The sequence below is a fragment of the Sporosarcina sp. FSL K6-2383 genome (genome assembly GCF_038618305.1).
Classification (GTDB): Bacteria; Bacillota; Bacilli; order Bacillales_A; family Planococcaceae; genus Sporosarcina.
In genome coordinates, this window is sequence record NZ_CP152017.1 from 212903 (window position 1) to 239565 (window position 26663).

A 26663-nucleotide genomic window follows, 5' to 3' on the forward strand; every position below is an offset into this window, starting at 1 on the left:
TATGAACTTTATTCGTGGAATAAAGTTCATGCCTCCGGCAAAAACAAATACGCCAAAGCGTATTTGATTGAATTGCCGAGTCTTACCAGCGATAGTGAGCGAATGCTTTATTCGCTTCTGCCATTTTGTGCATTTCTTCGCGACGTTTCACGGATGCACCTGTATTGTTAGAAGCGTCAAGGATTTCATTCGCAAGACGTTCTTCCATTGTTTTTTCTCCGCGTGTGCGTGAGTAGTTAACAAGGTAACGAAGTCCAAGTGTAGTACGGCGATCAGGACGTACTTCAACTGGAACTTGATAGTTGGCTCCACCTACACGGCGTGCTTTTACTTCAAGAACTGGCATTACGTTAGTAAGTGCCGCTTCAAATACTTCAAGTGGATCCTTGCCAGAACGTTCTTTCACAAGCTCGAACGCACCATAGAGGATTTTTTGAGATGTACCTTTTTTACCGTCAACCATCATTTTATTGATAAGACGTGAGACGAGTTTCGAATTATAAATCGGATCCGGAAGTACGTCACGTTTTGCAACAGGACCTTTACGAGGCATGTTGTTTTCCTCCTTTCAAAGTTTTTAAGCTTTTTCCGCTTAAATAACTATCAATCATAATTTTTGTTTAAATTAGCTTTTTTTAACTTTAGGTTTTTTAGCACCGTACATAGAACGGCTTTGCATACGGCCAGTAACTCCAGCAGTATCAAGCGCTCCACGAACAACATGGTAACGAACACCCGGTAAGTCTTTTACGCGTCCGCCGCGAATAAGTACGACACTGTGCTCTTGTAGGTTATGACCTTCACCAGGAATGTACGCATTGACTTCCATTTGGTTCGTCAAACGAACACGTGCATATTTACGAAGAGCCGAGTTCGGCTTCTTCGGTGTCATTGTACCAACACGTGTACAAACACCTCGTTTTTGTGGTGAGTTCACGTTCGTCATTGACTTTTTGAAGCTGTTATAGCTTTTCCCGAGTGCTGGTGCTTTAGATCCTGTCACGTTTGGTTTACGTGGTTTGCGGACCAATTGGTTAATTGTAGGCATCGGATTTTCCTCCCTTCGTACTTGTTTTGTAAGACCACACATCCAGGTGGTTCATTTTTGGGGTAAAAACAAAGTCTTTGTGCTTCTTCACACAAAAACCATTATCCAGTAATCGCAACCACGGCTGCACCGACTTGAATTCCACATGCATTTCCGAGTCTTTCTTTCGAATCAACATATGTCACTTGGACGCCATGAAGCGCGGCTTCCTCCTTTACAGGAGCAACAACCCGTTCTTCAGCATCTTGCGCGATAATGACGGCAGTCACTACCCCTGCACGGATCGCTTTCACTGTCTGCTTTGTACCGATGATTGTCTTCTTTGCCCGCTCGACTTTTTCATAAGACATTTCCATATCCTCCAAAGTACAGACATTCAACTATCAACCTTTTGTATATTATCACCTGCAAAGAAAATTGTCAACACATAAAGGATAAAACGGGGGGATTTAAATCCCCCGTTTTAGTATCGAATTATTCAGCTGTAACCTTCTTAGCTGAAGTTTTCTCTCCACCTTGCTCCATAACGATGTGACGGTAACGTTGCATTCCCGTTCCAGCTGGTACAAGTTTCCCGATAATAACGTTTTCCTTCAAACCAAGTAGTTCGTCAGTTTTCCCTTTGATTGCTGCATCTGTCAAGACACGAGTTGTTTCTTGGAATGACGCTGCAGACAAGAAGGATTCTGTTTCAAGTGACGCTTTTGTAATACCGAGAATGACAGGACGACATGTCGCTGGAACTTTTCCAGCTTTCAGCACGACTGCATTCGCATCTGCAAATTGATGGATGTCTAACAATGAGCCCGGCAATAGATCCGTGTCTCCTGCTTCGATGATGCGCACTTTACGAAGCATTTGGCGAACCATTACTTCTACGTGTTTATCACCGATTTCAACACCTTGCATACGGTATACTTTTTGAACTTCTTTCAAGAGGTAATTTTGAACAGTGGCTACATCTTTTACAACAATCAGTTCCTTCGGATCGATAGAACCTTCTGTAATAACATCGCCTCGGTCAATCGTATCGCCAACTTGAACTTTCAGGCGAGCATTGTACGGCGCAAGATACTTACGCGTTTCCACTTCACCTTGAATAGTAATTTCCTTCTGACCTTCGCGGATTTCATCAATTTCAATGATGCTACCTTTGATTTCTGAGATAACCGCTTGCCCTTTCGGATTCCGCGATTCGAAGATCTCTTGGATACGAGGAAGACCTTGTGTAATGTCATCCCCTGCAACTCCACCTGTATGGAATGTACGCATTGTAAGCTGTGTACCTGGCTCACCGATAGATTGTGCAGCGATAATACCAACCGCTTCACCAACCTCAACCGTTTCGCCAGTAGCCAAGTTAATGCCGTAACATTTCTTACAAACACCATGCTTCGTATTACATGTAAATGCTGAACGAATTGTCACAGTTTCAATACCCGCATCAAGAATGTTGCGCGCAGCATCCGCCGTAATAAGTCCGTCTCTTTCAAGAATTAACTTGCCAGTTTCAGGATGATAAATTGTCTTCTTCGTGTGACGACCTTCAATACGCTCATCCAGACCTTCAATCAATTCCGTACCTTCCATCAATGCACTGATTTCCAGACCACGGTCTGTTCCACAGTCATCTTCACGAACGATAACATCCTGCGCAACGTCGACGAGTCGGCGTGTTAAGTAACCTGAGTCAGCTGTTTTAAGGGCTGTATCCGCAAGTCCTTTACGCGCACCGTGTGTAGAGATGAAGTACTCAAGTACTGTCAGTCCTTCACGGAATGAAGATTTGATTGGAAGTTCAATGATACGACCAGCCGGGTTGGCCATCAGACCACGCATACCCGCAAGCTGCGTGAAGTTAGATGCGTTACCCCGTGCCCCTGAGTCACTCATCATGTAAATCGGGTTCGAGTGATCAAGAGAATCCATCAGTTTCGCTTGGATGACATCCTTCGCATGACTCCAGTAAGAAATAACGCGATCATATCGCTCTTCTTCTGTAATCAAACCACGGCGGAACTGTTGCATCACTTTATCAACTTTATCTTGCGCCTCTTGCAAAATATCGCCTTTGTTAGGTAAAACAACGATATCCGAGATACCGATTGTGATTCCTGCACGCGTTGAATATTTGAATCCTAGGTTTTTCATGCGGTCAAGCATTCTTGACGTTTCTGTAATGTGGAAACGTTTGAAAATTTCCGCGATGATATTCCCAAGGATTTTCTTCTTGAACGGCTCCACAAGTTCCATTTCCGCGAAATGTTTTTTCACATCTACAGTTCCTGGAACGAAATAATGAGCAGGCGTTTCAACTTCCAAGTTGGAATCAGTTGGTTCGTTAATATACGGGAACGATTCCGGTAAAATTTCGTTAAAAATTACTTTCCCAACCGTCGTTAATAACAATTGGCTATTTTGTTCTTCCGTAAATGTCGGGTTATTCAACGAACCTGCTTGAATAGCGATCCGTGAGTGAAGATGCACGTGACCATTATGATAAGCGATAAGTGCTTCGTCCGCATTATGGAATACAGTTCCTTCACCGGTTGCACCTTTACGCTCCAATGTCAGGTAGTAGTTTCCTAAAACCATATCCTGGGATGGCGTAACGACTGGTTTACCGTCTTTCGGGTTCAAAATGTTTTGTGCAGCTAGCATGAGTAAACGTGCTTCTGCTTGTGCTTCTGCTGATAAAGGAACGTGAACAGCCATCTGGTCACCATCGAAGTCAGCGTTATAAGCTGTACAGACGAGTGGATGCAGTGTGATTGCACGCCCTTCTACAAGAATCGGCTCAAACGCTTGAATACCAAGACGGTGAAGTGTTGGTGCCCGGTTCAGAAGGACCGGATGCTCTTTAATGACATCTTCAAGAACGTCCCATACTTCCGAATGAAGGCGTTCGATTTTACGTTTAGCACTCTTAATGTTGTGTGCAAGTCCTCGTTCAACAAGTTCTTTCATCACAAACGGTTTAAATAATTCAATCGCCATTTCTTTCGGCAGACCACACTGATACATTTTCAAGTTAGGTCCAACAACGATAACGGAACGACCAGAATAGTCAACACGTTTTCCAAGTAAGTTTTGACGGAATCGCCCTTGCTTACCTTTCAACATATGAGATAGTGATTTTAACGGACGGTTACCTGGTCCTGTAACTGGACGACCACGACGACCATTATCCACGAGCGCATCGACTGCTTCTTGCAGCATCCGCTTCTCGTTTTGAACGATAATCCCTGGAGCTCCAAGGTCAAGTAAACGTTTCAATCTGTTGTTCCGGTTAATAACCCTACGGTATAGATCATTCAAGTCAGAAGTAGCAAAACGTCCGCCATCAAGTTGTACCATCGGGCGTAGTTCTGGCGGAATAACCGGCAGTACTTCAAGGACCATCCATTCAGGTTTGTTACCTGAGTTACGGAACGATTCAACAACTTCAAGTCGTCTGATCGCACGCGTACGGCGTTGCCCTTGAACAGTTTTCAATTCTTCTTTCAAGAATTCCATTTCTTTATCGAGATCAATCGCCATTAACAGACGCTCAATCGCTTCTGCACCCATAAGTGCTTGGAATTTAGTGCCATACTTTTCACGGTAAATACGATATTCCCGTTCAGAAAGCAATTGCTTTCTTTCAAGTGGTGTATCTGCCGGGTCTACAACAACATAAGATGCGAAGTAGATGATTTCTTCCAAAGCACGTGGTGTCATATCAAGGATAAGTCCCATACGGCTTGGAATCCCTTTGAAATACCAAATATGTGTAACAGGAGCTGCAAGTTCAATATGCCCCATACGTTCACGGCGTACTTTTTGACGAGTTACTTCTACTCCACAACGGTCACAAACGACGCCTTTGTAGCGTACACGTTTATACTTCCCGCAATGACATTCCCAATCTTTTGTAGGTCCGAAAATACGTTCACAAAATAGACCATCTTTTTCAGGTTTTAACGTACGGTAGTTGATTGTTTCTGGCTTTTTTACTTCTCCATAGGACCATGAACGAATCTTATCTGGTGAAGCTAGGCCGATTTTCATATACTCAAAATTGTTTACATCTATCAAGGAGCCTACCTCCCTTTAGTCTTATCGCTGCTTTTGGCTTTTCCGAGCAAGCGCACACTTTTAATCAAACATACTTAAGGGGGAAACATTATCCCCCTTAACAATCAGTTATATCATCACTAGGCAAATCAGACAGGCTGATCCTCTTTTATTAGATTCAAAGCGTCTGTTGGTTGCATATCATCATCGTCATCAAGATCGCGTAACTCAATTTCTTCTAAATCGAGTGACAACATCTTCACGTCCAACCCAAGGCTTTGAAGTTCCTTAATAAGAACCTTGAACGATTCTGGAACACCTGGTTGAGGAACGCTTTCACCTTTGACAATCGCTTCATACGTTTTCACGCGTCCTACGACGTCATCGGATTTCACAGTTAGAATTTCTTGAAGCGTATAAGCTGCACCATATGCCTCGAGTGCCCACACTTCCATCTCCCCGAAACGCTGGCCACCAAACTGAGCTTTACCACCCAGCGGTTGTTGCGTAACAAGTGAGTATGGTCCTGTTGAACGGGCATGAAGCTTATCGTCAACCATATGCGCCAGTTTAATCAAGTACATGACACCAACAGATACACGGTTGTCGAAGGCTTCACCAGAACGACCATCATACAGGATTGTTTTTCCGTCACGGTCCATTCCAGCCTCTTCCATCGTTTCCCACACATCTTCTTCATTGGCTCCATCAAATACAGGAGAAGCCATGTGAATACCAAGGCTGCGGGAAGCCATACCAAGGTGCATTTCCAAAACTTGTCCGATGTTCATACGTGATGGTACACCCAGCGGGTTAAGCATGACATCAATCGGTGTGCCATCCGGTAAGTAAGGCATATCCGATTCAGGCAAGATACGAGAAATTACCCCTTTGTTTCCGTGACGTCCGGCCATTTTATCCCCAACAGAAATTTTACGTTTCTGGACGATATAAGCACGAACTAGTTGGTTAACACCCGGCGGCAATTCGTCACCGTCTTCACGATTAAACACTTTCACGTCAAGAACAATCCCACCAGCACCATGTGGTACGCGCAGAGATGTATCGCGAACTTCACGCGCTTTTTCACCAAAGATTGCATGTAGCAGTCTTTCTTCAGCCGTCAGCTCTGTAACACCCTTCGGAGTCACTTTACCAACAAGAATGTCGCCATCACGAACTTCAGCACCTACACGAATGATTCCACGGTCATCAAGATTGCGAAGTGCATCTTCACCAACGTTTGGAATATCACGCGTAATTTCTTCAGGTCCAAGTTTTGTATCTCGTGCTTCAGATTCGTATTCTTCAATATGAACCGAAGTGAATACGTCATCCTTCACAAGACGCTCACTCATAATGATAGCATCTTCATAGTTGAAACCGTCCCAAGTCATGAACGCAGTGAGAACGTTACGGCCAAGAGCCAGTTCCCCTTGCTCCATAGAAGGACCGTCTGCCAAAATATCAAGCGGCTTAACACGATCTCCTACACTTGTAATTGGACGCTGGTTATAACATGTTCCTTGGTTTGAGCGGATGAAGTTCTCCAAACGATAAATCGTAAGATCACCCTTCACTTCTTTGCCATCCACTGTTTCAATGCGGCGAACACGAATTTCTTTCGCTTCAACATGTTCTACAATTCCGTCGTATTTCGCAAGAACCGCAGCGCCTGAGTCACGTGCAGACACGTGCTCCATACCCGTTCCAACAAAAGGAGCTTCAGGATTGAGCAAAGGAACTGCTTGACGTTGCATGTTCGCCCCCATAAGCGCACGGTTAGAGTCATCATTCTCTAAGAATGGGATACACGCCGTTGCTGCAGAAACAACCTGCTTAGGAGAAACGTCCATATAGTCAATCTGTTCACGCTTGAATACCGTGTTGTCCCCTTGGAAACGACCTACGACTCCTTCATTGACGAAAGAACCGTCCTCTGCAAGAATTGCATTTGCTTGTGCTACAACGTAGTTATCTTCCACATCAGCAGTCAGATAATCAATTTGAGCGGTTACACGCCCCGTTGTAGGATCTACTTTTCGGTACGGTGTTTCAATGAAGCCAAACTTATTCACTTTCGCAAATGTTGACAACGAGTTAATCAGTCCGATGTTCGGTCCCTCTGGTGTTTCAATCGGACACATACGACCATAATGAGAGTAGTGAACGTCACGTACTTCCATTCCGGCACGTTCACGTGTTAATCCACCGGGCCCAAGCGCAGATAGCCTACGTTTATGAGTCAGTTCCGCAAGCGGATTCGTCTGATCCATGAACTGAGAAAGCTGAGAACTACCGAAAAACTCTTTTATTGAGGCAATAACCGGACGAATATTAATCAGTTGTTGCGGGACGATTGATTGTGTGTCATTAATGGACATACGCTCTTTTACGACACGCTCCATTCGAGATAACCCGATACGGAACTGATTTTGTAGAAGCTCTCCAACCGAGCGAAGACGGCGATTACCAAGGTGATCGATATCATCCGTATTGCCGACACCGTGAAGAAGGTTAAAGAAATAACTGATAGATGCAACGATGTCCGCAGGTGTCACATGCTTGATAGACTCATCTACATAAGCATTGGAAATAACGTTAATAACTTGTTTCTCTTCACTTTTCGGAGAATATATTTTAATTGACTGGATAGTAATCTTTTCATCCAGCACTCCACTCGCGTGCGTAATTTCTTCAAAACCGATCCCTTTTTCTAAATGCGGAAGAAGGCGATCTAACGCACGACGATCTATAAGCTGGTCCTTTTCCAGTAAAATTTCACCTGTTTCAGGATCAACTAGCGTTTCCGCAACAGTTTGATTGAACAAACGGTTTTGCGCATGCAATTTCTTATTCATTTTATAACGTCCAACATTTGCCAGGTCATACCTTTTTGCATCGAAGAAACGAGAGAACAAAAGGTTTTTTGCACTATCAAGTGTTGGTGGTTCTCCTGGACGGAGACGTTCATAAATTTCAAGTAATGCTTTTTCAGATGTTTCCGTATTGTCCTTTTCAAGCGTGTTGCGCAAGTACTCGTTATCACCGATTAGCTCAATGATTTCCTGATCGGATGAGAATCCAAGTGCACGAAGAAGTACTGTAATTGGCAACTTGCGGGTACGGTCAATGCGGACATGGACGACATCTTTTGCATCTGTTTCATATTCCAACCAAGCACCACGATTTGGAATAACAGTTGCACCAAAGCCACGTTTACCATTCTTATCTGTTTTATCACTGTAATAAACGCTTGGTGAGCGGACAAGCTGAGATACAATTACCCTCTCCGCACCGTTAATAACAAAGGTTCCATTTTCCGTCATAAGCGGAAAATCGCCCATAAAGACGTCTTGCTCTTTTACTTCTTCTGTTTCTTTGTTATGCAAGCGGACTTTCACACGCAACGGCGCTGCAAATGTAACGTCACGCTCTTTTGATTCATCAACGGGATATTTAGGATCACCCAACTGATAATCAATAAATTCCAACGAAAGATTTCCCGTAAAATCTTGAATCGGGGAAATATCGCGGAACATTTCTCGTAGTCCCTCTTCCATGAACCACTCATAAGATGCCGTCTGGATTTCAATCAGATTCGGCAGATCCAGCACTTCGCTGATCCGTGCGAAACTTCTACGCTGACGGTGTTGACCATACTGAACTAAATGACCTGTCAACTCTTTCACCCCTCATAAAACAATATTAGTCCTTTGCGAAACCACAAAAATAGTGTATGATATCGAAAAAAACAAAAAGAAAACGAGTTCCGGTAAGAGCTCATTTTCGGTTTGACAATCTTTTATACATCGCTAGTATGCCTATCTTTTCCATCACTCATACAAAATGGGCATACGAACGCATTATAATAATTTATGCATTTTACAACATTATCATATCAATACTCTCAAGTCAAGACTTTACAACTCTTAATATATAATAACCCCGTTTTTTCACAACCGTCTCGACGTCGTTACCAAAAAGCTCTTCCAAACGGCTAATCGTCGAAGGCGCCCCTTGCTTCTTCTGGATAACTACCCATAGCTCTCCACCAGCCACAAGCTTCAAAAATGCACCCTCATAAAAATTGAATACCGTCTCTTTTCCTGCACGGATTGGCGGATTCGTCAAAATTGCAGCAAATCCATTTGTTGTAACTCCAGACAACGCATCGCTTGGATAAATTTCCACATTCTCAACGGCATTTTGCCCTGCATTATGCGCAGCAAGAGAGAGCGCTCGTTCATTCACATCAACCATATGAATGCTCCGTTCCGGAAAAGATGCGGCAACCGACAAACCGATTGGGCCATAGCCACAACCAACGTCTAAAATAGCCCCTTCCGATTCCGGCAAAACAAAAGCCTCAGCAAGGAGCCGCGAACCAAAATCCACTTCACCTTTACTAAATACTCCAGCGTCCGTCTTGAATCTCAGTGTTTTTCCACGTAATACCGCAGACCACTCTTTCGGATCACTTTTCACCTTTGGATCTCTCGAGTAATAATGTTCAGACATGTTAGTCCTCCCCTCGGATAGTCAATCTCACCTTAGCCACAGATAAAAAAACGAAGAAAAGCCCGTCCGTATTCGACGAGCTTCCCTTCATTTATTCAGAAGATTATTTAAGTTCGATTGCTGCGCCAACTTCTTCAAGTTTAGCTTTCATTTCTTCTGCTTCTTCTTTAGAAGCGCCTTCTTTGATTGCTTTTGGTGCATTATCAACTACTTCTTTCGCTTCTTTCAAGCCTAGGCCAGTGATTTCGCGAACAGCTTTGATAACTTTGATTTTTTGGTCTCCAGCAGATGTAAGAATTACGTCGAATTCAGTTTGTTCAGCAGCAGAGTCTCCACCGCCAGCTCCACCAGCCATTGCAACTGGAGCTGCAGCTGTTACGCCGAACTCTTCTTCGATTGCTTTTACAAGGTCGTTTAGTTCAAGAACTGTCATTTCTTTGATTGCTTCAAGGATTTGTGCGTTAGTCATTATATGTTCCTCCTAATAGTTGTTTTTTGTCGGGTCGGACCCGCAAGTTTTTTCTTGTCAAGCTTTAGCTCGCAAGTTGTTTTTCAGGCTGCTTGATTAAGCGCCTTGTTCTTCTTTTTGGTCTGCAACTGCTTTCGTTGCAAGCGCAAAGTTGCGCATTGGAGCTTGGAGTACGCTGAGAAGCATAGAAAGTAGACCTTCGCGTGATGGAAGTTCCGCCAACGCTTTAACGTCTGCTTCTGATGCAACCACACCTTCAATGACACCAGCTTTGATTTCTAGCTTGTCGTTTTTCTTTGCAAAATCGTTAAGGATTTTTGCAGGAGCAACAACGTCTTCGTTTGAGAATGCAATTGCGTTCGGTCCTGTAAGGCTTTCGTTCAACCCTTCAAGTCCAACAGCTTCAGCTGCACGGCGTGACATTGAGTTTTTGTAAACTTTAAAGTCAATACCTGCTTCACGAAGTTGTTTACGAAGTTCTGTAACTTGGCTAACATCAAGACCACGATAGTCAACTACAACAACTGACGCTGCCGCTTTCAACTTATCAGAAATCTCACTAACCACTGCTTGTTTAGCTTCTAGTATCTTGCTCATCTGGACACCTCCTAAAAATTTGGGGTCACTTATACCGATATGAAAAAGCCCTCGTGCCTACATGATGTAGACACGAGGGCAGAAAAGTCGTCATCTTTTAAATAAAAGAGCGCCTTGTCCTCGGCAGGATTTTTAAGCGGCAAGCCGCACCTACTGTCTACGGTACAAATGGTTATATTCACAACAAAAGTCATCTTACCAGAGGACTATCTGTTTGTCAATATTAGTTTTTAATAACTACACTTGAAGGATCAATTTTAACAGCAGGTCCCATTGTAGAAGTCACGTTAACAGACTTCATGTATGTGCCTTTTGCTGATGCAGGTTTTGCTTTTTGAACTGTTTCAAAGACAGTTACGAAGTTTTCAACAAGCTTCTCATTGTCAAATGAAACTTTACCGATTGGCGCGTGGATAATTCCAGCTTTGTCTGCACGGTATTCAACTTTACCCGCCTTGATTTCTTCGATAGCTTTTGTAACATCAAATGTTACTGTACCTGTTTTCGGGTTCGGCATAAGTCCTTTTGGTCCAAGAACACGACCAATTTTACCTACTTCACCCATCATGTCAGGAGTTGCAACGATTACGTCAAAATCAAACCAACCTTGTTGGATTTTAGCAATATACTCTGCGTCTCCAGCGTAGTCTGCACCAGCAGCTTCAGCCTCTTTAAGTTTTTCGCCTTTTGCGAAAACAAGAACACGTTGAGTTTTACCAGTACCATTCGGAAGCACTACTGCCCCACGGATTTGCTGGTCGTTCTTACGAGTGTCAATTCCAAGACGGAATGCAACCTCTATTGTCGCGTCAAAGTTAACTGTACTTGTTTTTTTCGCAAGTTCAATCGCCTCGTTCACGTCATAAGCTTTTAATTGTTCTACGAGCTTTGCAGCTTCTGTGAATTTCTTACCTCTTTTAGCCATTTAAAATTTCCTCCTCGATTGTGGTTTTAACGGATTAAACCTCCCACGAATAAGGGTTGCGTGTTCTTGAGAACAAGCAACCCCACTACAAAAAACATCACATCATGTGATCAAGATCAGTCTTCGATCGTGATACCCATGCTGCGTGCAGTACCTTCAACCATTGCCATCGCTGCTTCAACTGATGCTGCGTTTAAATCCTGCATCTTTGTTTCTGCAATTTCGCGAACTTTATCACGTTTTACAGTAGCAACTTTCTTTTTGTTCGGCTCGCCTGAACCTTTTTGAAGATTAGCTGCAACCTTCAGCAATACTGCTGCCGGTGGAGTTTTTGTAATGAAAGTGAATGAACGGTCTTCGAATACAGAAATCACAACAGGAATAATTAGACCTGCTTGATCAGCTGTACGCGCGTTGAATTCTTTACAGAATCCCATGATGTTCACACCTGCTTGACCTAACGCCGGTCCAACTGGGGGAGCCGGGTTCGCTTTTCCAGCAGGAATTTGTAATTTAACAACTTTAATAACTTTTTTAGCCACGAGACATACCTCCTTAAGTCCGTAATGTGGTAATAGGGTTGCCCCTCCCACTCAATATGTGCCTGCCAACTTACGTCGGTAGATTTTGGTTAATCCGTTCAGATTACTTAGTCATAGTCTGACCTTTGAAATGATACCATAATTACACGGTATACGCAAGCGACTTTTGATTATAGTTTTTCAACTTGTTCAAAGTCCAATTCCATTTTAGTTTCTCTGCCGAACATATCGACAGTCACCTTAACTTTCCCTTTATCTCCGTCAATCTCTTCCACTTTACCTTGGAAGTGCGCGAATGGCCCTTCAAGCACTTGCACCATTTCACCAATGACATAATCGACTTCTATCTTACCTTCTTTCACACCCATCTGTTTAAGGATGAACGTGACCTCTTCTGGAAGTAACGGCGTCGGCTTAGCCCCACCACCTGACGAACCGATAAAGCCCGTAACACCAGGCGTGTTGCGCACAACATACCACGAATCATCCGTCATGATAATCTCTACCAAAACGTAACCCGGGAATGTTTTTTTCATCATTACCCTTTTCTTGCCGTCTTTGAAATCTGTTTCTTCCTCTTCAGGAATGACGACGCGGAAAATTTTATCTTGCATACCCATCGTTTCTACACGTTTTTCCAGATTGGCTTTCACCTTATTTTCATAACCGGAATACGTATGAACTACATACCAATTTTTCTCCATATCCATAATAACTAGGACTGTTCGTCCGTCCCTCCTTTTCGCACATAATTAAGGTTTGTAGTCTACATTCGCTATGTCCCACGACAACAAATGTATGACCCACAACCTTTTTCCCTCAAGCGTAAATCATCTGTTTAGACCCTTATGTTTAGACAATTGAAAAAACCCGTTCATACTGTCAGACGGGATATTTTTCAAAATGTTATTCATGCTGCTTTAATCAATTACGCCTCTTATAACGCAAGATACCATTCCATTACTCGCGAAATGCCAAGGTCGATGAGTCCAAAGTACACTGCCATAAAAACAACTGTTGAAAGTACAACGATTGTATAGCGTGTCAATTCTTTACGTTTCGGCCAGCTGACTTTTCTCATTTCCGAGACGACGTCTTTTAAAAAACCGATTAACTTGCTCATTTTACCGTAAACCCCCGAATACAAATATGATGCTGCTGGCAAACCTGCTTACTTCATGCCGTTTGCTTATGCATTGTATGTTCATTGCAATGACTGCAAAACTTCTTGAGCGACAGTCGTTCTGTAGACTTATTGCTCTGTGTCGGCACGGAATAATTTCGAGATCCGCATATATCGCAACTTAAAATAACTTTTTTAGACATTTCCTCACCCTATACGACTCATAGTCTTGCTAAAGAGTACCATCTAATTTTAATGGTGTCAATACGATGTGAATCCGTCCTAACGCACTGCATCGACTTGCATATAGCGCTCAAGCTTACGTTTAATCCGCTGAAGCGCATTATCAACAGACTTCACTTGCCTGTTTAGCTCTTCCGAAATCTCCTGATAAGATTGCCCATCCAAATAAAGGGCTAGCACCTGCTTCTCAAGGCCACTCAATACTTTATTCATCTCTTCTTCCATTTGAATAAAGTCTTCCTTGTGAATCATAAGCCCTTCAGGGTCATCCAAAATCGGTCCTGCAATCACATCTAACAAGGTACGGTCTGATTCCTCGTCAAATACCGGCTTGTCTAATGATACCGATGTATTGAGCGGAATATGCTTTTGCCTCGTCGCTGTTTTAATAGCTGTAATGATTTGCCGCGTGATGCACAGTTCCGCAAACGCCTTGAATGAACTTAATCGATCCTCTTTAAAATCCCGAATCGCTTTGTATAGACCAATCATACCTTCCTGAATGATATCTTCCCGGTCTCCACCAATCAGAAAATATGAGCGCGCTTTCAATCTAACAAATGATTGGTACTTTGTAATAAGAAAATCGAGTGCATCCGTGTTCCCCTCGTGGATGATTGCAATGATTTCTCCGTCTGATAACCCTGTGAAATCCGATATGCCACCTTCAACGTATGTTCTCTCCACCAACTGGATCACCCCGGTTCGCTATCACTATTATTCTACAAGTATACCGTATAGTTTTTTTTTGCGTCAACCGTTCACTGTTTTCCTCGTCGCCACTTTTCAAATATTTCTGCAACTTCATCTGTTAAAGGGATCTTCGAAATAGGCCTTTGCTCTTGGAATTCCTTCACTTTCCCCGTAATTATTTTATCGATTTCATCCATTTCAATTTCTAATTCTCTGGATGATTTACGAAGTGCTCCTTGCGCAAAAATAACCCACTGCTCCGTTAAATCGGATGTCGCTACATGAATTTGTATACGCCGCCCACCTAATTCAGAAACCAGCTTTTCGATCCTCTCGTCAGCAGTCTCCTTTTTCCTCGTGAACACAACCTCTACATCGTGATGCCGCTTCTTTTTTTCCACACCAGGGACAAGATGCGCGTCAAAAACGATAATGACACGCCATCCTGTATGTGCCTTGTATTCTGCCATTCTCTCGATGAGGCGATCACGAGCATCCGCCAACCGTTTTTCCTTCAGCTTACGCAGCTCCTGCCATGCACCGATGACATTATAGCCATCAACAAGAAGTACATCCTTTTTCATCTTCCAGACTGATGCGGTTGGCGTTTGCGTAACACTTCATACATCAAGAGCGAGGCTGCAACAGATGCGTTCAATGACGTCACATGCCCTACCATCGGCAAATGATAAAGGAAGTCACATTTCTCCTTCAATATACGCGACATCCCTTTACCTTCACTGCCAATAATAATCGCAAGTGGTAAAGTTGCATCCATCAACCTGTAATCAACCGATTTAGCTGCATCCGTCCCTGCAATCCAAACACCACGCTTTTTCAATTCTTCTACTGTCTGCGAAAGATTATTCACACGAACGACAGGGATATGTTCAATCGCACCCGTTGACGCCTTCGCCACAACTCCTGTTAAACCAACCGAACGACGCTTCGGGATAATAATCCCATGTGCACCTGACGCATCCGCTGTCCGTAGGATAGACCCTAAGTTATGAGGGTCTTCAAGTTCATCAAGGATAATAAAGAACGGGTCTTCTCCGCGCTCTTTTGCAACTTCGAAAAGATCTTCGAGCTCTGCGTATTCATAAGCCGCAACCGACGCGATAATCCCCTGGTGGTTCATATCTAACATGCCGTCCAATTTTTGCTTCGGCACAGCTTGAACGATAACCCCCGCCTCTTTTGCCAGCGACAGAATTTCCCCAATACTTTTTTTATTAAGTCCCTCAGCAATCCAAATTTTGTTCAATTCTCTACCCGAGCGTAATGCTTCGACAATCGGGTTTTTCCCACCAATCAATTCTGCTTCCATTTCCGTCATAATTTCGCCTCCTCCTTCATTTTTTCAATAAACGTAATGGTTTCATCTATAAATTCCGCTACCCGCTCAGTTCTACCTAATAAATAGAGCCAGCCAATGACTGCTTCAAATCCCGAGCTGTAATTATACGTCACGACATCAGTATTTTTAGGCACTGAACCGGACTTGGCGTTACGCCCCCGTCTCATGACCGCTTCCTCTTCCTCTGTCATAAATCCGGATTGTTGCATCATTTTCACAACCGCCGCCTGTGATTTTGCAGACACATAGCTCGTTGCTTCTTTATGTAACACATTTGGTTTCACACGCCCTGAGCGTAGGAGATGCTCGCGAACCGCTTGTTCATACACCGCATCCCCCATATACGCAAGTGCTAGGGCATTTAATTGTTTAACATCTATATCACGTAAGTTGTACATCCCGTTCAGTCCCTCTTCCAGCGCGTACCCTGCGCTGTATCTTCTAAAAGGATTCCCTTCGCCTTCAACTCATCTCGGATTTCATCTGAACGATTGAAGTCTCGGTTGCGGCGCGCCTCTAATCGTTCTTCTATGAGCATTTCAATGTCTTCGTCCAACAGCTCAGCCCGGCTAGCAAATGGTAGCCCAAGAACAGATAACAAGCCGTCAAATGTCTGGATGAAATGCTGCAGTACATCCGCCTGCGTATTCTTCTCTAATAAATAGACGTTAGCTAACTTCACAAGTTCGAAAATCGACGCAACTGCGTTAGCTGTATTAAAGTCATCATCCATCGCTAGTTCGAATGTTCGTTTGATTTCATCCACTTTGTGTAGCCAGATATCTTTCTGATCACCAAGGTCAGCAGAAGTCGCAAGTCGATGTTCCAAATTATTGTACGCTGTACGAATACGCTCTAAACCGTTCGCGGCTCCTTCAACAAGATGCTGCGAGAAATTGACCGGATGTCTGTAATGAACAGATAATATAAAGAAACGCAATACTTGCGGATCAATCTGTTTACGAATATCGTTGACGAGCACAAAGTTACCTAGTGATTTCGACATTTTTTCATTATCAATATTAATATATCCATTATGCATCCAGTAACGCGCAAACGGCTTACCTGTCATCGCTTCTGATTGCGCAATTTCATTTTCATGGTGCGGGAACGTCAAGTCTTGCCCACCTGCATGGATATCAATCGTATCGCCCAGATGCTCACGCGCCATCACCGAACATTCGATATGCCAACCCGGACGCCCAGCACCCCATGGACTTTCCCATGAAATTTCGCCTTCCTTCGCTGCTTTCCACAACGCAAAATCAAGAGAGTTTTCTTTTTTAACGCCTTCCTCAATACGTGCACCAATCTTCAACTCATCTGTCGATTGTTGGGATAGCTTGCCGTATCCTACAAATTTCTGCGTACGATAGTAGACATCTCCTTGTGATTCGTAAGCAAATCCTTTATCAATCAGCACTTTAACAAAATCAACAATGTCTTCGATGTGATCTGTCACACGCGGGTGGACATCAGCCTTACCACAACCAAGTGCCCCAACATCTTCAAAATAGGCGTTAATAAACCGATCTGTTAGCTCACCCACTTCTTCCCCTAACTCATTGGCAGCTTTAATAATTTTATCGTCAACATCTGTAAAATTCGAGACATATGATACATCAAAACCGCGATATTCAAGATAGCGTCGAACCGTGTCAAAAACAATCACAGGACGGGCATTACCGATATGGATATAGTTGTAGACAGTTGGTCCACATACATACATCTTCACTTTCCCTTCCTCCATCGGGATGAAAGGCTCTTTCTTTCGTGTTAATGTATTATAAATTTGAATAGTCATAATAAGTTCCCTTCCTTTTCAACAAATTTCTCTATTTCAATAAATCGCTTTTTTAACTGTTCAAGCTCATCTTCAAGCATTCTACATTTATCAGCTACTGGGTCCGGCATTTCTTGGTGGTCGTACTTACTTTTTACTTTAACACCATTCGAAATGACGATTGTCCCCGGAATACCCACGACCGTGGAATCAGCCGGGACATCCTTGAGCACAACTGATCCCGCCCCCACTTTGCTATTCTCGCCAATCGTAATAGAACCAAGTACTTTCGCACCTGATGCAACTAGCACGTTATCGCAAAGCGTTGGATGCCGCTTCCCTTTCTCTTTACCCGTTCCACCTAGCGTCACACCTTGGTAAATCGTGACGTCATTACCAATTTCACACGTTTCCCCCACAACAACACCCATCCCATGGTCGATGAAAAACCGTCGCCCAATCGTTGCACCTGGATGAATTTCAATCCCCGTAAAAAACCTGCTGATTTGTGACACAACTCGCGCTAAAAACAATAACTTCTTTTTATATAAAGCATGCGCAACGCGGTGGGACCAAATAGCATGCAGACCCGAATACGTCAGCACAACTTCAAATGTACTACGCGCCGCTGGATCTTGATCGAATATGCAGCGAATGTCTTCTTTCATCCGTTGAAACACGATTTTCTCCTCCTTATATCATCTAGTTATAGCTTCAATCAATCACACCTCAGAGTGATTACGTCCGGTGGCTTTATTTGGATTCAGCAGGTGTTCTTTCTGCTGAATCCAAATAAAAAAATACGCCTCTGCCAAAAATGACAGAGACGCATTAAATGCGCGGTTCCACTCCGCTTGGAAGGTATTCATTCCCTTCCCGCTTGACGTCCATAACGCTGACGATGCGTCCGGCCTACTCACGTTCGGCACGGCACTCAAAGGTGCATTTCCACATTGCAGCGGCACGGATCACTTACAGCCGGTGATGATCCTCTCTGAAGAGCTTGCAATATGTACTTCTCCTTATCAAAGCAGTCTATTTTAGATTGTGTTTGTTCTTCTCATAACTTAATCAATTACGCCTCAGCGTAATTGCGTCCAGATTTTGAATTGCGCTTTCGCAATTAACCCCTTCAAAATCTGTGACATCCGCCGGAGGCTTAATTTGATTCAGCAAGGTTTGAACCTCCACTGAATTAAATGCATGTCTAGCATTCATCCCGTCACTTATAGAAGTGTGGGACTTCTGTTGAATCAACTTAATTATTTATATTACATGCTGACGAGCTATAAAGTCAATGCAATTACTTTGCGTACTTCGCAACTCGCGCAATTGACTTCTCTTTACCGATTAGCGCAATCGAAGACTGCAATTCAGGGCCATGCATTTGACCTGTCGTTACAACACGAATTGGCATAAATAAGTTTTTCCCTTTATGACCAGTTTCCTTCTGAACGGCTTTGATAGCATCCTTGATAGATGCAGCATCAAACGATTCAAGCGCTTCTAATTGGGCTTGGAATGAAGCCATGACTTCAGGCACCTGCTCACCCGCTAGCACAACTCGGGATTCTTCATCGTATTCAAGTTCTTCCGTGAAGAACTGGGCTGACAATTCGACAATTTCGGCACCAAAGCTCAGTTGATCGTGGTAAAGAGCTATCAAATCACGTGCCCACACAGCTTCCTCGCCCGTCATCTCTTTATTCACCAGACCCGCCGCTTGTAGATGCGGCAATACAAAGCCAACAACTTCATCTAGGCTCATCTGTTTCATATATTGATTGTTCATCCATGTCAATTTCTGTTTATCAAACATAGAAGGTGATTTCGACAAACGACTTTCATCGAATAACTTAACCAACTCATCGTGTGAGAAGATTTCCTCTTCCCCACCTGGCGACCAGCCAAGTAAAGCGAAGAAGTTAAACATTGCATGTGGTAAATAACCAAGTTCTTTATATTGTGAAATGAATTGAATAATGGACTCATCACGTTTTGAAAGCTTTTTACGATCTTCGTTAACAATCAACGTCATATGTCCGTAACGTGGATATTCCCATCCGAAGACATCAAATATCATCAGTTGTTTCGGCGTGTTCGTCAAATGCTCCTCACCACGGAAAACGTGGGAGATTTTCATGAAATGATCATCGAAGACGACCGCAAAGTTATATGTCGGAATACCGTTCGCTTTCACAAGTACCCAGTCACCAATGTCCTTCGATTCAAATGCTACTGTACCACGAACAAGGTCTTCCACTTTGTACGTAATATTTTCCGGAACTCTCATACGAATCGTATGAGGAATGCCACCAGCTTCTCTTTTTGCCACTTCATCAGCTGTCAAATGACGACAAGTTCCGCCATACATCGGGGCAGCGATACCAGATGCTTTCTGTTTCTCGCGCTCCGCCTCGAGCTCATCTGTCGTACAGAAACATTTGTAAGCCTGTCCGCCTTCGAGCATTTCTTGCGCGTGCTTTGTATAAATATCAAGACGCTCCATTTGACGATAAGGACCGTATGGACCACCGATATCGACAGACTCATCATAGTCGATACCTAGCCATTTCAAATTGTCGAGCTGAGATAGCTCACCGGCTTCGATATTACGTTCTGTATCTGTATCCTCAATCCGTACGATGAATTTTCCGCCGTGGTGGCGTGCAAATAAATAGTTAAAAAGCGCCGTTCGCGCTCCTCCGATATGTAAATGGCCAGTCGGGCTTGGCGCATAGCGTACACGTACTTCTGCTGTCATAATTTGTACATCTCCGTTCTGATTTGATTACATGCCATTCTACCACTTGCTAAGGTTCTTTTAAAGATGTTATGACTTGATAAGTAGGATTGTAGCCATCGAAGCGATCCCTTCTTCACGTCCTACGAAGCCTAATTTCTCCGTGGTTGTCGCCTTAACGTTCACCTGTGTAACATCAGCGTTCAACAATTGCGCTACACGAGCGCGAATCGTTTCAATATAAGGTGCCATTTTCGGCTTTTGCGCCATAATGGTACAGTCAATATTGCCGAGCTTATAGCCTTTACCTTCTACAAGCGCCCAAATTTTTTCTAATAACACCGCAGAATCAGCATCCTTAAATGCCGCATCAGTATCAGGGAAATGCCGCCCGATATCCCCCTCACCAATCGCACCAAGTGCCGCATCGGTAATTGTGTGTAGAAGTACATCCGCGTCAGAATGACCTGTCAGCCCTCGGTCATACGGAATCGTAATTCCACCAATAATGAGCGGGCGCCCTTCTCCAAATTCATGCACATCAAATCCTTGTCCAATTCGAATCATTTTCTCCACCTACTGTCTATTTTAGTCAATCACGCCTCGGCGTGACATCCACCGGAGGCTTTATTTAAATCCTGCTGGATTTCAATAAAATTTCGCCAAAAACGAGATCTTCCTGCGTCGTCATCTTCACATTATCATACGTACTTTCCACAATCCGCACAGAATAACCAAGTCGTTCAACTAACATCGACTCATCCGTGCCTAAAAAGCCTTCCACCTCTGCCCTAGTAGAAGCCTCCTGAAGTAATGCATAGCGAAATGCCTGCGGTGTTTGGATAATCCACAGCATGTCCCGATCTACCGTTTCTTCCACCACACCGGCTGAAGCAAATTTCATCGTATCCTTCGCCCGAACACCTGCAATTGCTGCACCGTGCTCAGCTGCTACCTTTACCAGCTCATTAATAACAGCGCGGCGGATGAACGGTCTTGCTGCATCATGAACGAGGACAACACCGTCCCCATCGTATGCTCGGATACAGGCTGCGACGCTATTTTGCCGTTCGCCTCCACCATCTACCATCGCTGTCACTTTCGTTATAGCAAACTGCTCAAGCATAGACTCGATAACGCTGCGCTCATCCGGTTTGACCGCTAAAATAATACCCTTACACGCCGAATCACCTTCGAAGACACCAAGTGTATGCGCAAGAATCGGCTTACCCTCTAATTTCAAAAAAAGTTTATTGTAGCCGGCACCCATCCGCTGTCCGCTTCCCGCTGCCGGCATCATGACTGTATACTCCACGACCAATCTTCCTCTTCTTTTTATACTTATCGCAATGCTTAATTGGCTCTTGCAGGTTTACCGTTTTTCGGTTTCGCAAAAATCATTCTGCCTGCTGATGTTTGCAACACACTCGTCACAACCACATCAATTGCATTGCCAATATGGAATTTCCCTTCTTCAACGACAATCATCGTTCCATCATCTAGATAAGCAATTCCTTGATTATACTCTTTCCCATCCTTAATAACGACCACATGCATATCCTCACCCGGAATAACTACTGGCTTTACTGCATTTGCCAAGTCGTTAATATTTAACACGGATACGCCATGTAAATCTGCAACCTTATTCAGATTAAAATCATTAGTGACAACGAGACCACCCATTTTTTTTGCTAAGCGAACAAGCTTCAAATCGACTTCAGACACATCTGCAAAATCCTCATCCGTAATGAGTATATTTGGCCCATCATCCGTTTGCATTCGCTTCAGAACATCCAGACCACGTCTACCTTTTGTTCGTTTTAACGTATCGGAAGAATCCGCGATATGTTGTAATTCCGTCAAAACAAACTGGGGCACAACGAGCACACCTTCAAGAAAACCAGTTGCTGAAATGTCAGCAATTCGACCATCTATAATAACACTTGTGTCCAATATTTTATTGAACTTACCATTTATTTTCGTAGATGCCTCTTCCGCATCCCTCTTCTTTAAACCACTATTTTTTGTAGATTGCAAAGCTGTTATGAACTCTTCACGCTTTTTAAAACCGACCTGGAAACCTAAATAGCCTAGAAGAATTGATAATAATATCGGTGCAACGGATGTAATAATCGGAATTTGAATACTACTTAAACCAAAACTGGCGAGAAATGCCAAACTCAAACCAACCATTAAACCAATCGTTCCAAATAGTAGATCAAAAATCGGCGCTCTTAGTAAACGCTCTTCCATCCATTTGATAAAGTTAACGATTGGTTCAGTTAGAAAAAGACTTAGCACAAATAAAATCGCTGCTCCAAGAATGGCAGATACGTATGGATTGTTGACGAATGGATTTGAAGTAAAAGAAAATAATGTGAATAAATGCGGTAAAAACAATACGCCTAGCGTTCCACCAATAAGCAGAAATGAAAATTGAACGACTCTTTTCAACATATGAACCACCTCCTTTTTAATAATTATACATGTTTTCCCTACATGCTGCCTTGATAAGCATTGAATATGCGGAAACTTCTATATATGATAGGACTCCGTATCACATATAGAAGTTTCGCTGTTCACATAATTGCCTTTAAGACAGTCCTTCATTCCCTCTAGTTCGAAAAGGCAAGTTTTAAAGCATCACTAACCGTTTCGACGCCAACTACCTGAATCCCTTTCGGATAATCCCAGCCACCTAGATTGGACGCGGGAATAATGGCACGCTCAAAGCCAAGCTTCGCCGCCTCTGTCACACGTTGTTCAATACGAGAAACTCGACGCACTTCTCCCGTCAACCCAACCTCGCCAATAAAACAATCAGACAAACCAGCCGCTGTATCTTTATAGCTTGAAACAATACTCATCAATACAGCTAAGTCAATAGCCGGCTCATCCAGCTTCACACCACCAGCCACTTTAATATAAGCATCCTGTGCTTGTAGTAGCATCCCTATTCGTTTCTCCAATACCGCCATGAGCAGCGACACACGATTTTGATCAAGCCCCGTCGCCATTCGTTTCGGGTAATTGAAACTCGATGGTGTAACAAGCGCTTGAATTTCCACAAGAATCGGGCGTGTTCCTTCCATCGAGGCAACGACCGTCGAGCCTGCCCCTCCCTGCGAGCGTTCCTGTAAAAATAGTTCAGAAGGATTTAGTACTTCCTTTAATCCAGCCTGCAGCATTTCAAAAATAGCAATCTCATTCGTCGAGCCAAACCTATTTTTCACGCTACGTAAAATCCGGTATGTATGATGTCTTTCTCCTTCAAAATAAAGGACAGTATCCACCATATGCTCTAGCAATCTCGGCCCTGCAATTTGGCCATCCTTCGTCACATGCCCAACAAGGAAGATAGCGATATTCTTTGTCTTCGCAATACGCATCAATTCCGCTGTACATTCCCGTACTTGCGACACACTTCCCGGCGCCGAAGTCACTTCGGGGTGATGAACCGTTTGAATAGAGTCCACAATAACAAACTGCGGCTCTACGCTAGCGATTGTTTCATGAATTTGGCTCAGATCTGTTTCTGCATAAATATAAAGTTCGTCTGATGCTACACCAAGTCGTTCGGCACGAAGCTTCGTCTGACGAATGGACTCCTCACCCGAAATATAAAGCACTCGCTGACCTTTATTAGCAAGTAAGGATGACACTTGCAGCAACAATGTGGACTTGCCAATTCCCGGATCTCCACCAATTAGGACAAGCGAGCCTGGGACGACTCCACCACCAAGTACCCGGTTTAGCTCCTCTAAATCCGTGTCAATCCGTGGCTCCTCTACGGTTTCAATTGCACTGATTGGCATAGCCTTCTGTCGGACATTATCCGTATGTTGAAAAGCCCCTCGAGGACCTTTTTGAACAATCTCAACTTCCTCATCCATCGTATTCCATTCCCCACACCCCGGACAACGCCCCATCCATTTAGGCGATTCATAGCCACAGGACTTACACATAAACTTCGTTTTTCTTTTTGCCATAGAATCCTCCATCAATAAAGATGAAAAGGACAGTCCAATTCCGTCGAAAAACACTTCCGATGGTTGGACTATCCAGTTCACTCATTATTTTTCTGCTGCGACTTGCTTTTTCTTTTTATCGGTAACGGTCTTGACGATGAATTCCCCGTCTTCCACACCGACAAGTACTTTTCCACCTGTCAATACAGTCCCTTTTAGGAGTTCCTCTGACAACCGATCCTCAACATGTTTCTGAAGAGCGCGACGCAGTGGACGTGCACCGTATTCAGGGTCATATCCTACATCAACAATTTTCAATTTCGCCTCGTCCGTTAACACAAGTTCAATATCTTGTTCACCAAGACGCTTCGTCAATTCATTAGTCATCAGCGTGACAATTTCTCGTAAATGCTCTTTCTCAAGTGAGTGGAACACAATCATTTCGTCGACACGGTTTAAGAACTCCGGTCGGAATGCTTTCTTCAGCTCACCAAGCATCGTTTCTTTCATACCTTCATAATCGCGTCCTGGCTCCTGTAAATTAAAGCCGACATAACGATTTTTCTTTAACGCTTGTGCACCTACGTTAGATGTCATAATGACAACCGTGTTGCGGAAATCGACTGTGCGTCCTTTGGAATCTGTTAAGCGACCATCTTCCAATACTTGTAGCAGTATATTAAAGACATCAGGATGCGCTTTTTCGATTTCATCGAGCAGTACAACCGAGTAAGGCTTACGACGCACTTTTTCTGTCAGCTGTCCACCTTCATCATAGCCAACATAACCCGGAGGCGAGCCAACAAGGCGTGACGTAGAGTGCTTTTCCATGTACTCAGACATGTCAATACGAATCATCGCTTCCTCGTCACCAAACATTACTTCCGCCAGCGCCCTTGCTAATTCCGTTTTCCCGACACCGGTAGGTCCGAGAAAAATGAACGACCCAATCGGACGTTTCGGATCTTTCAATCCAGCACGCGCTCGACGTATTGCCCGGGAAATAGCCGTCACTGCTTCCGCTTGACCAATGACACGTTCGTGTAATACTTCTTCCATATTGAGTAGTTTGGCCGTTTCTGTTTCAGCAATTTTAGAAACCGGAATCCCCGTCCACATCGCCACAACCTCTGCGATTTCGTTAACTGTCACTTCAGACTCCGTTTGACCTTGTTTTTCTTTCCAAGCCGTTTTCGTCGTTTCAAGCTCTTCCTTCATCTTCTGTTCCTTATCGCGGAAAGAAGCGGCTTTTTCGAATTCTTGACTTTGAACAGCGGCATTCTTTTCAGAACGAATAGCTTCCAATTTCAATTCGAGTTCCTTCAAATTCGGTGGTGTTGTATAAGAACGAAGGCGTACTTTCGAGCCCGCCTCGTCAATCAAATCAATCGCTTTATCCGGAAGAAAACGGTCAGAAATATAGCGATCCGACATTTTCGCCGCTGCTATCACTGCTTCATCCGTAATTTTCACGCGGTGATGTGCTTCATAGCGATCACGTAGACCATAAATGATTTGGATGGTCTCATCGACAGTTGGTTCGTCAACTTGAATCGGCTGGAACCGTCTTTCGAGCGCGGCATCTTTTTCAATATATTTACGGTATTCGTCAAGCGTCGTAGCACCGATACATTGCAATTCGCCGCGCGCTAGGGAAGGCTTCAAAATATTAGAAGCATCGATTGCTCCTTCTGCTCCACCTGCACCAATAAGTGTATGCAACTCATCAATGAACAATATAATATTGCCCGCTTGTCGAATTTCTTCCATTACTTTTTTCATGCGATCTTCAAATTCACCGCGGTATTTCGTACCAGCAACTACCGTTCCCATGTCCAGTGTCATCACTCGTTTATCACGAAGAATTTCCGGCACTTCATTATTCACAACTTGTTGCGCCAGACCTTCCGCGATAGCCGTTTTCCCAACACCCGGTTCTCCGATAAGTACAGGATTGTTTTTTGTACGGCGCGCTAACACTTCAATCACGCGTGTGATTTCTTTACTGCGTCCGATAACCGGATCGAGCGTGCCTTCACGTGCAATTTCTGTTAAGTCACGTGCCAAGCTATCCAATGTTGGCGTTGATGCTGAATTCGACACACCTTGGTTACCCGCCGAGCTATCATTGCTACCGAGCAGCTGTAGTACTTGTTGACGCGCTTTGTTCAAACTGACTCCTGCATTGTTCAGTACGCGCGCCGCAACCCCCTCACCTTCGCGAATGAGTGCAAGCAAAATATGCTCCGTACCAATATAGGAATGACCTAGCTTACGTGACTCATCTACCGATAATTCAATGACCTTTTTAGCCCTCGGCGTATAATGGACGATTGGACCGACATCCTTTGACCCAGCACCGACAAGTTTTTCCACACCTTGTTCGATTGTTTCAAAGCTAACATCTATCGCTTCAAGCGCTTTTGCGGCAATGCCTCCGCCCTCACGAATCAGTCCAAGTAAAATATGTTCTGTTCCGATGGATTCGTGTTTCATACGAATCGCCTCTTCTTGGGCAAGTTGCAACACTTTTTGTGCGCGCTGTGTAAATCGATTAAACATCATATTCAGTCCTCTCCTTCTCTTTATATA

Annotated in this window: 25 protein-coding genes and 2 other annotated features; all 25 genes read right to left on the reverse strand. The window is 43.8% G+C overall.

Annotated features, from left to right (window positions below; genetic code table 11):
* Nucleotides 1-82: 82 nt before the first annotated feature.
* A complete protein-coding gene (gene rpsG / locus MKZ10_RS01250) occupies nucleotides 83-553 on the reverse strand; it encodes a 30S ribosomal protein S7 (RefSeq protein ID WP_342507149.1) in 471 nt (156 codons plus the stop codon).
* A gap of 72 nt (nucleotides 554-625) precedes the next feature.
* Nucleotides 626-1048, reverse strand: a complete 423-nt coding sequence (gene rpsL, locus MKZ10_RS01255) for a 30S ribosomal protein S12 (RefSeq protein ID WP_203247870.1) — start codon at nucleotides 1046-1048, stop codon at nucleotides 626-628.
* A gap of 101 nt (nucleotides 1049-1149) precedes the next feature.
* Nucleotides 1150-1398: a ribosomal L7Ae/L30e/S12e/Gadd45 family protein gene (locus MKZ10_RS01260; protein ID WP_203247869.1), complete on the reverse strand. Its 249-nt coding sequence runs from the start codon at nucleotides 1396-1398 to the stop codon at nucleotides 1150-1152.
* A gap of 124 nt (nucleotides 1399-1522) precedes the next feature.
* A complete protein-coding gene (rpoC, locus tag MKZ10_RS01265; RefSeq protein WP_342507153.1) occupies nucleotides 1523-5125 on the reverse strand; it encodes a DNA-directed RNA polymerase subunit beta' in 3603 nt (1200 codons plus the stop codon).
* Between the two features lie 128 nt (nucleotides 5126-5253).
* Entirely contained in the window at nucleotides 5254-8796 is a 3543-nt protein-coding gene (gene rpoB / locus MKZ10_RS01270) for a DNA-directed RNA polymerase subunit beta (RefSeq protein ID WP_342507155.1), read from the reverse strand.
* 223 nt (nucleotides 8797-9019) lie between these two features.
* Nucleotides 9020-9625 (reverse strand): class I SAM-dependent methyltransferase, encoded by a 606-nt coding sequence (locus MKZ10_RS01275; RefSeq protein ID WP_342507157.1) that lies wholly within the window; start codon nucleotides 9623-9625, stop codon nucleotides 9020-9022.
* Nucleotides 9626-9728: 103 nt separating this feature from the next.
* Nucleotides 9729-10094 carry a 50S ribosomal protein L7/L12 gene (gene rplL / locus MKZ10_RS01280; protein ID WP_342507160.1) on the reverse strand — a complete coding sequence of 122 codons (366 nt, stop codon included), beginning with the start codon at nucleotides 10092-10094 and terminating at the stop codon, nucleotides 9729-9731.
* Nucleotides 10095-10190: 96 nt separating this feature from the next.
* The gene (rplJ, locus tag MKZ10_RS01285) at nucleotides 10191-10691 is read right to left on the reverse strand and encodes a 50S ribosomal protein L10 (RefSeq protein WP_342507161.1); all 501 of its coding nucleotides are present in this window, start codon (nucleotides 10689-10691) and stop codon (nucleotides 10191-10193) included.
* Between the two features lie 33 nt (nucleotides 10692-10724).
* Nucleotides 10725-10872: a sequence feature (ribosomal protein L10 leader region), on the reverse strand.
* Nucleotides 10873-10914: 42 nt separating this feature from the next.
* Complete coding sequence (gene rplA, locus MKZ10_RS01290) at nucleotides 10915-11616, reverse strand: 50S ribosomal protein L1 (protein ID WP_342507163.1); 702 nt, start codon at nucleotides 11614-11616, stop codon at nucleotides 10915-10917.
* A 116-nt stretch (nucleotides 11617-11732) separates the two neighbouring features.
* Nucleotides 11733-12158 carry a 50S ribosomal protein L11 gene (rplK, locus tag MKZ10_RS01295; RefSeq protein ID WP_203247863.1) on the reverse strand — a complete coding sequence of 142 codons (426 nt, stop codon included), beginning with the start codon at nucleotides 12156-12158 and terminating at the stop codon, nucleotides 11733-11735.
* A gap of 170 nt (nucleotides 12159-12328) precedes the next feature.
* The gene (nusG, locus tag MKZ10_RS01300; protein WP_340739938.1) at nucleotides 12329-12862 is read right to left on the reverse strand and encodes a transcription termination/antitermination protein NusG; all 534 of its coding nucleotides are present in this window, start codon (nucleotides 12860-12862) and stop codon (nucleotides 12329-12331) included.
* 233 nt (nucleotides 12863-13095) lie between these two features.
* Nucleotides 13096-13281, reverse strand: a complete 186-nt coding sequence (gene secE / locus MKZ10_RS01305; protein ID WP_342507165.1) for a preprotein translocase subunit SecE — start codon at nucleotides 13279-13281, stop codon at nucleotides 13096-13098.
* 53 nt (nucleotides 13282-13334) lie between these two features.
* Entirely contained in the window at nucleotides 13335-13484 is a 150-nt protein-coding gene (gene rpmG / locus MKZ10_RS01310; protein ID WP_342507167.1) for a 50S ribosomal protein L33, read from the reverse strand.
* A 79-nt stretch (nucleotides 13485-13563) separates the two neighbouring features.
* Nucleotides 13564-14211 carry an RNA polymerase sporulation sigma factor SigH gene (gene sigH, locus MKZ10_RS01315; protein ID WP_342507168.1) on the reverse strand — a complete coding sequence of 216 codons (648 nt, stop codon included), beginning with the start codon at nucleotides 14209-14211 and terminating at the stop codon, nucleotides 13564-13566.
* Between the two features lie 74 nt (nucleotides 14212-14285).
* A complete protein-coding gene (locus MKZ10_RS01320; protein ID WP_342507170.1) occupies nucleotides 14286-14801 on the reverse strand; it encodes an NYN domain-containing protein in 516 nt (171 codons plus the stop codon).
* The gene (gene rlmB / locus MKZ10_RS01325) at nucleotides 14798-15556 is read right to left on the reverse strand and encodes a 23S rRNA (guanosine(2251)-2'-O)-methyltransferase RlmB (protein WP_342507172.1); all 759 of its coding nucleotides are present in this window, start codon (nucleotides 15554-15556) and stop codon (nucleotides 14798-14800) included. The genes MKZ10_RS01320 and rlmB overlap by 4 nt, the downstream gene beginning before the upstream one ends.
* Nucleotides 15553-15975: a Mini-ribonuclease 3 gene (locus MKZ10_RS01330; RefSeq protein WP_342507174.1), complete on the reverse strand. Its 423-nt coding sequence runs from the start codon at nucleotides 15973-15975 to the stop codon at nucleotides 15553-15555. The genes rlmB and MKZ10_RS01330 overlap by 4 nt, the downstream gene beginning before the upstream one ends.
* 5 nt (nucleotides 15976-15980) lie before the next feature.
* On the reverse strand, nucleotides 15981-17381 hold the full coding sequence (gene cysS / locus MKZ10_RS01335; protein ID WP_342507176.1) for a cysteine--tRNA ligase: 1401 nt from the start codon (nucleotides 17379-17381) through the stop codon (nucleotides 15981-15983).
* On the reverse strand, nucleotides 17378-18040 hold the full coding sequence (cysE, locus tag MKZ10_RS01340; protein WP_342507178.1) for a serine O-acetyltransferase: 663 nt from the start codon (nucleotides 18038-18040) through the stop codon (nucleotides 17378-17380). The genes cysS and cysE overlap by 4 nt, the downstream gene beginning before the upstream one ends.
* Before the next feature lie 139 nt (nucleotides 18041-18179).
* Nucleotides 18180-18398 (reverse strand) — a binding site (T-box leader).
* Nucleotides 18399-18663: 265 nt separating this feature from the next.
* Complete coding sequence (gene gltX, locus MKZ10_RS01345; RefSeq protein WP_342507180.1) at nucleotides 18664-20124, reverse strand: glutamate--tRNA ligase; 1461 nt, start codon at nucleotides 20122-20124, stop codon at nucleotides 18664-18666.
* A gap of 69 nt (nucleotides 20125-20193) precedes the next feature.
* Nucleotides 20194-20670: a 2-C-methyl-D-erythritol 2,4-cyclodiphosphate synthase gene (gene ispF, locus MKZ10_RS01350; RefSeq protein WP_342507182.1), complete on the reverse strand. Its 477-nt coding sequence runs from the start codon at nucleotides 20668-20670 to the stop codon at nucleotides 20194-20196.
* Between the two features lie 64 nt (nucleotides 20671-20734).
* Nucleotides 20735-21418 (reverse strand): 2-C-methyl-D-erythritol 4-phosphate cytidylyltransferase, encoded by a 684-nt coding sequence (gene ispD / locus MKZ10_RS01355; RefSeq protein ID WP_342507184.1) that lies wholly within the window; start codon nucleotides 21416-21418, stop codon nucleotides 20735-20737.
* A 38-nt stretch (nucleotides 21419-21456) separates the two neighbouring features.
* Complete coding sequence (locus MKZ10_RS01360) at nucleotides 21457-22560, reverse strand: PIN/TRAM domain-containing protein (protein ID WP_342507186.1); 1104 nt, start codon at nucleotides 22558-22560, stop codon at nucleotides 21457-21459.
* Nucleotides 22561-22718: 158 nt separating this feature from the next.
* On the reverse strand, nucleotides 22719-24092 hold the full coding sequence (radA, locus tag MKZ10_RS01365; RefSeq protein WP_342507187.1) for a DNA repair protein RadA: 1374 nt from the start codon (nucleotides 24090-24092) through the stop codon (nucleotides 22719-22721).
* Nucleotides 24093-24176: 84 nt separating this feature from the next.
* Nucleotides 24177-26636 (reverse strand): ATP-dependent Clp protease ATP-binding subunit, encoded by a 2460-nt coding sequence (locus MKZ10_RS01370; RefSeq protein WP_342507189.1) that lies wholly within the window; start codon nucleotides 26634-26636, stop codon nucleotides 24177-24179.
* Nucleotides 26637-26663 lie beyond the last annotated feature (27 nt).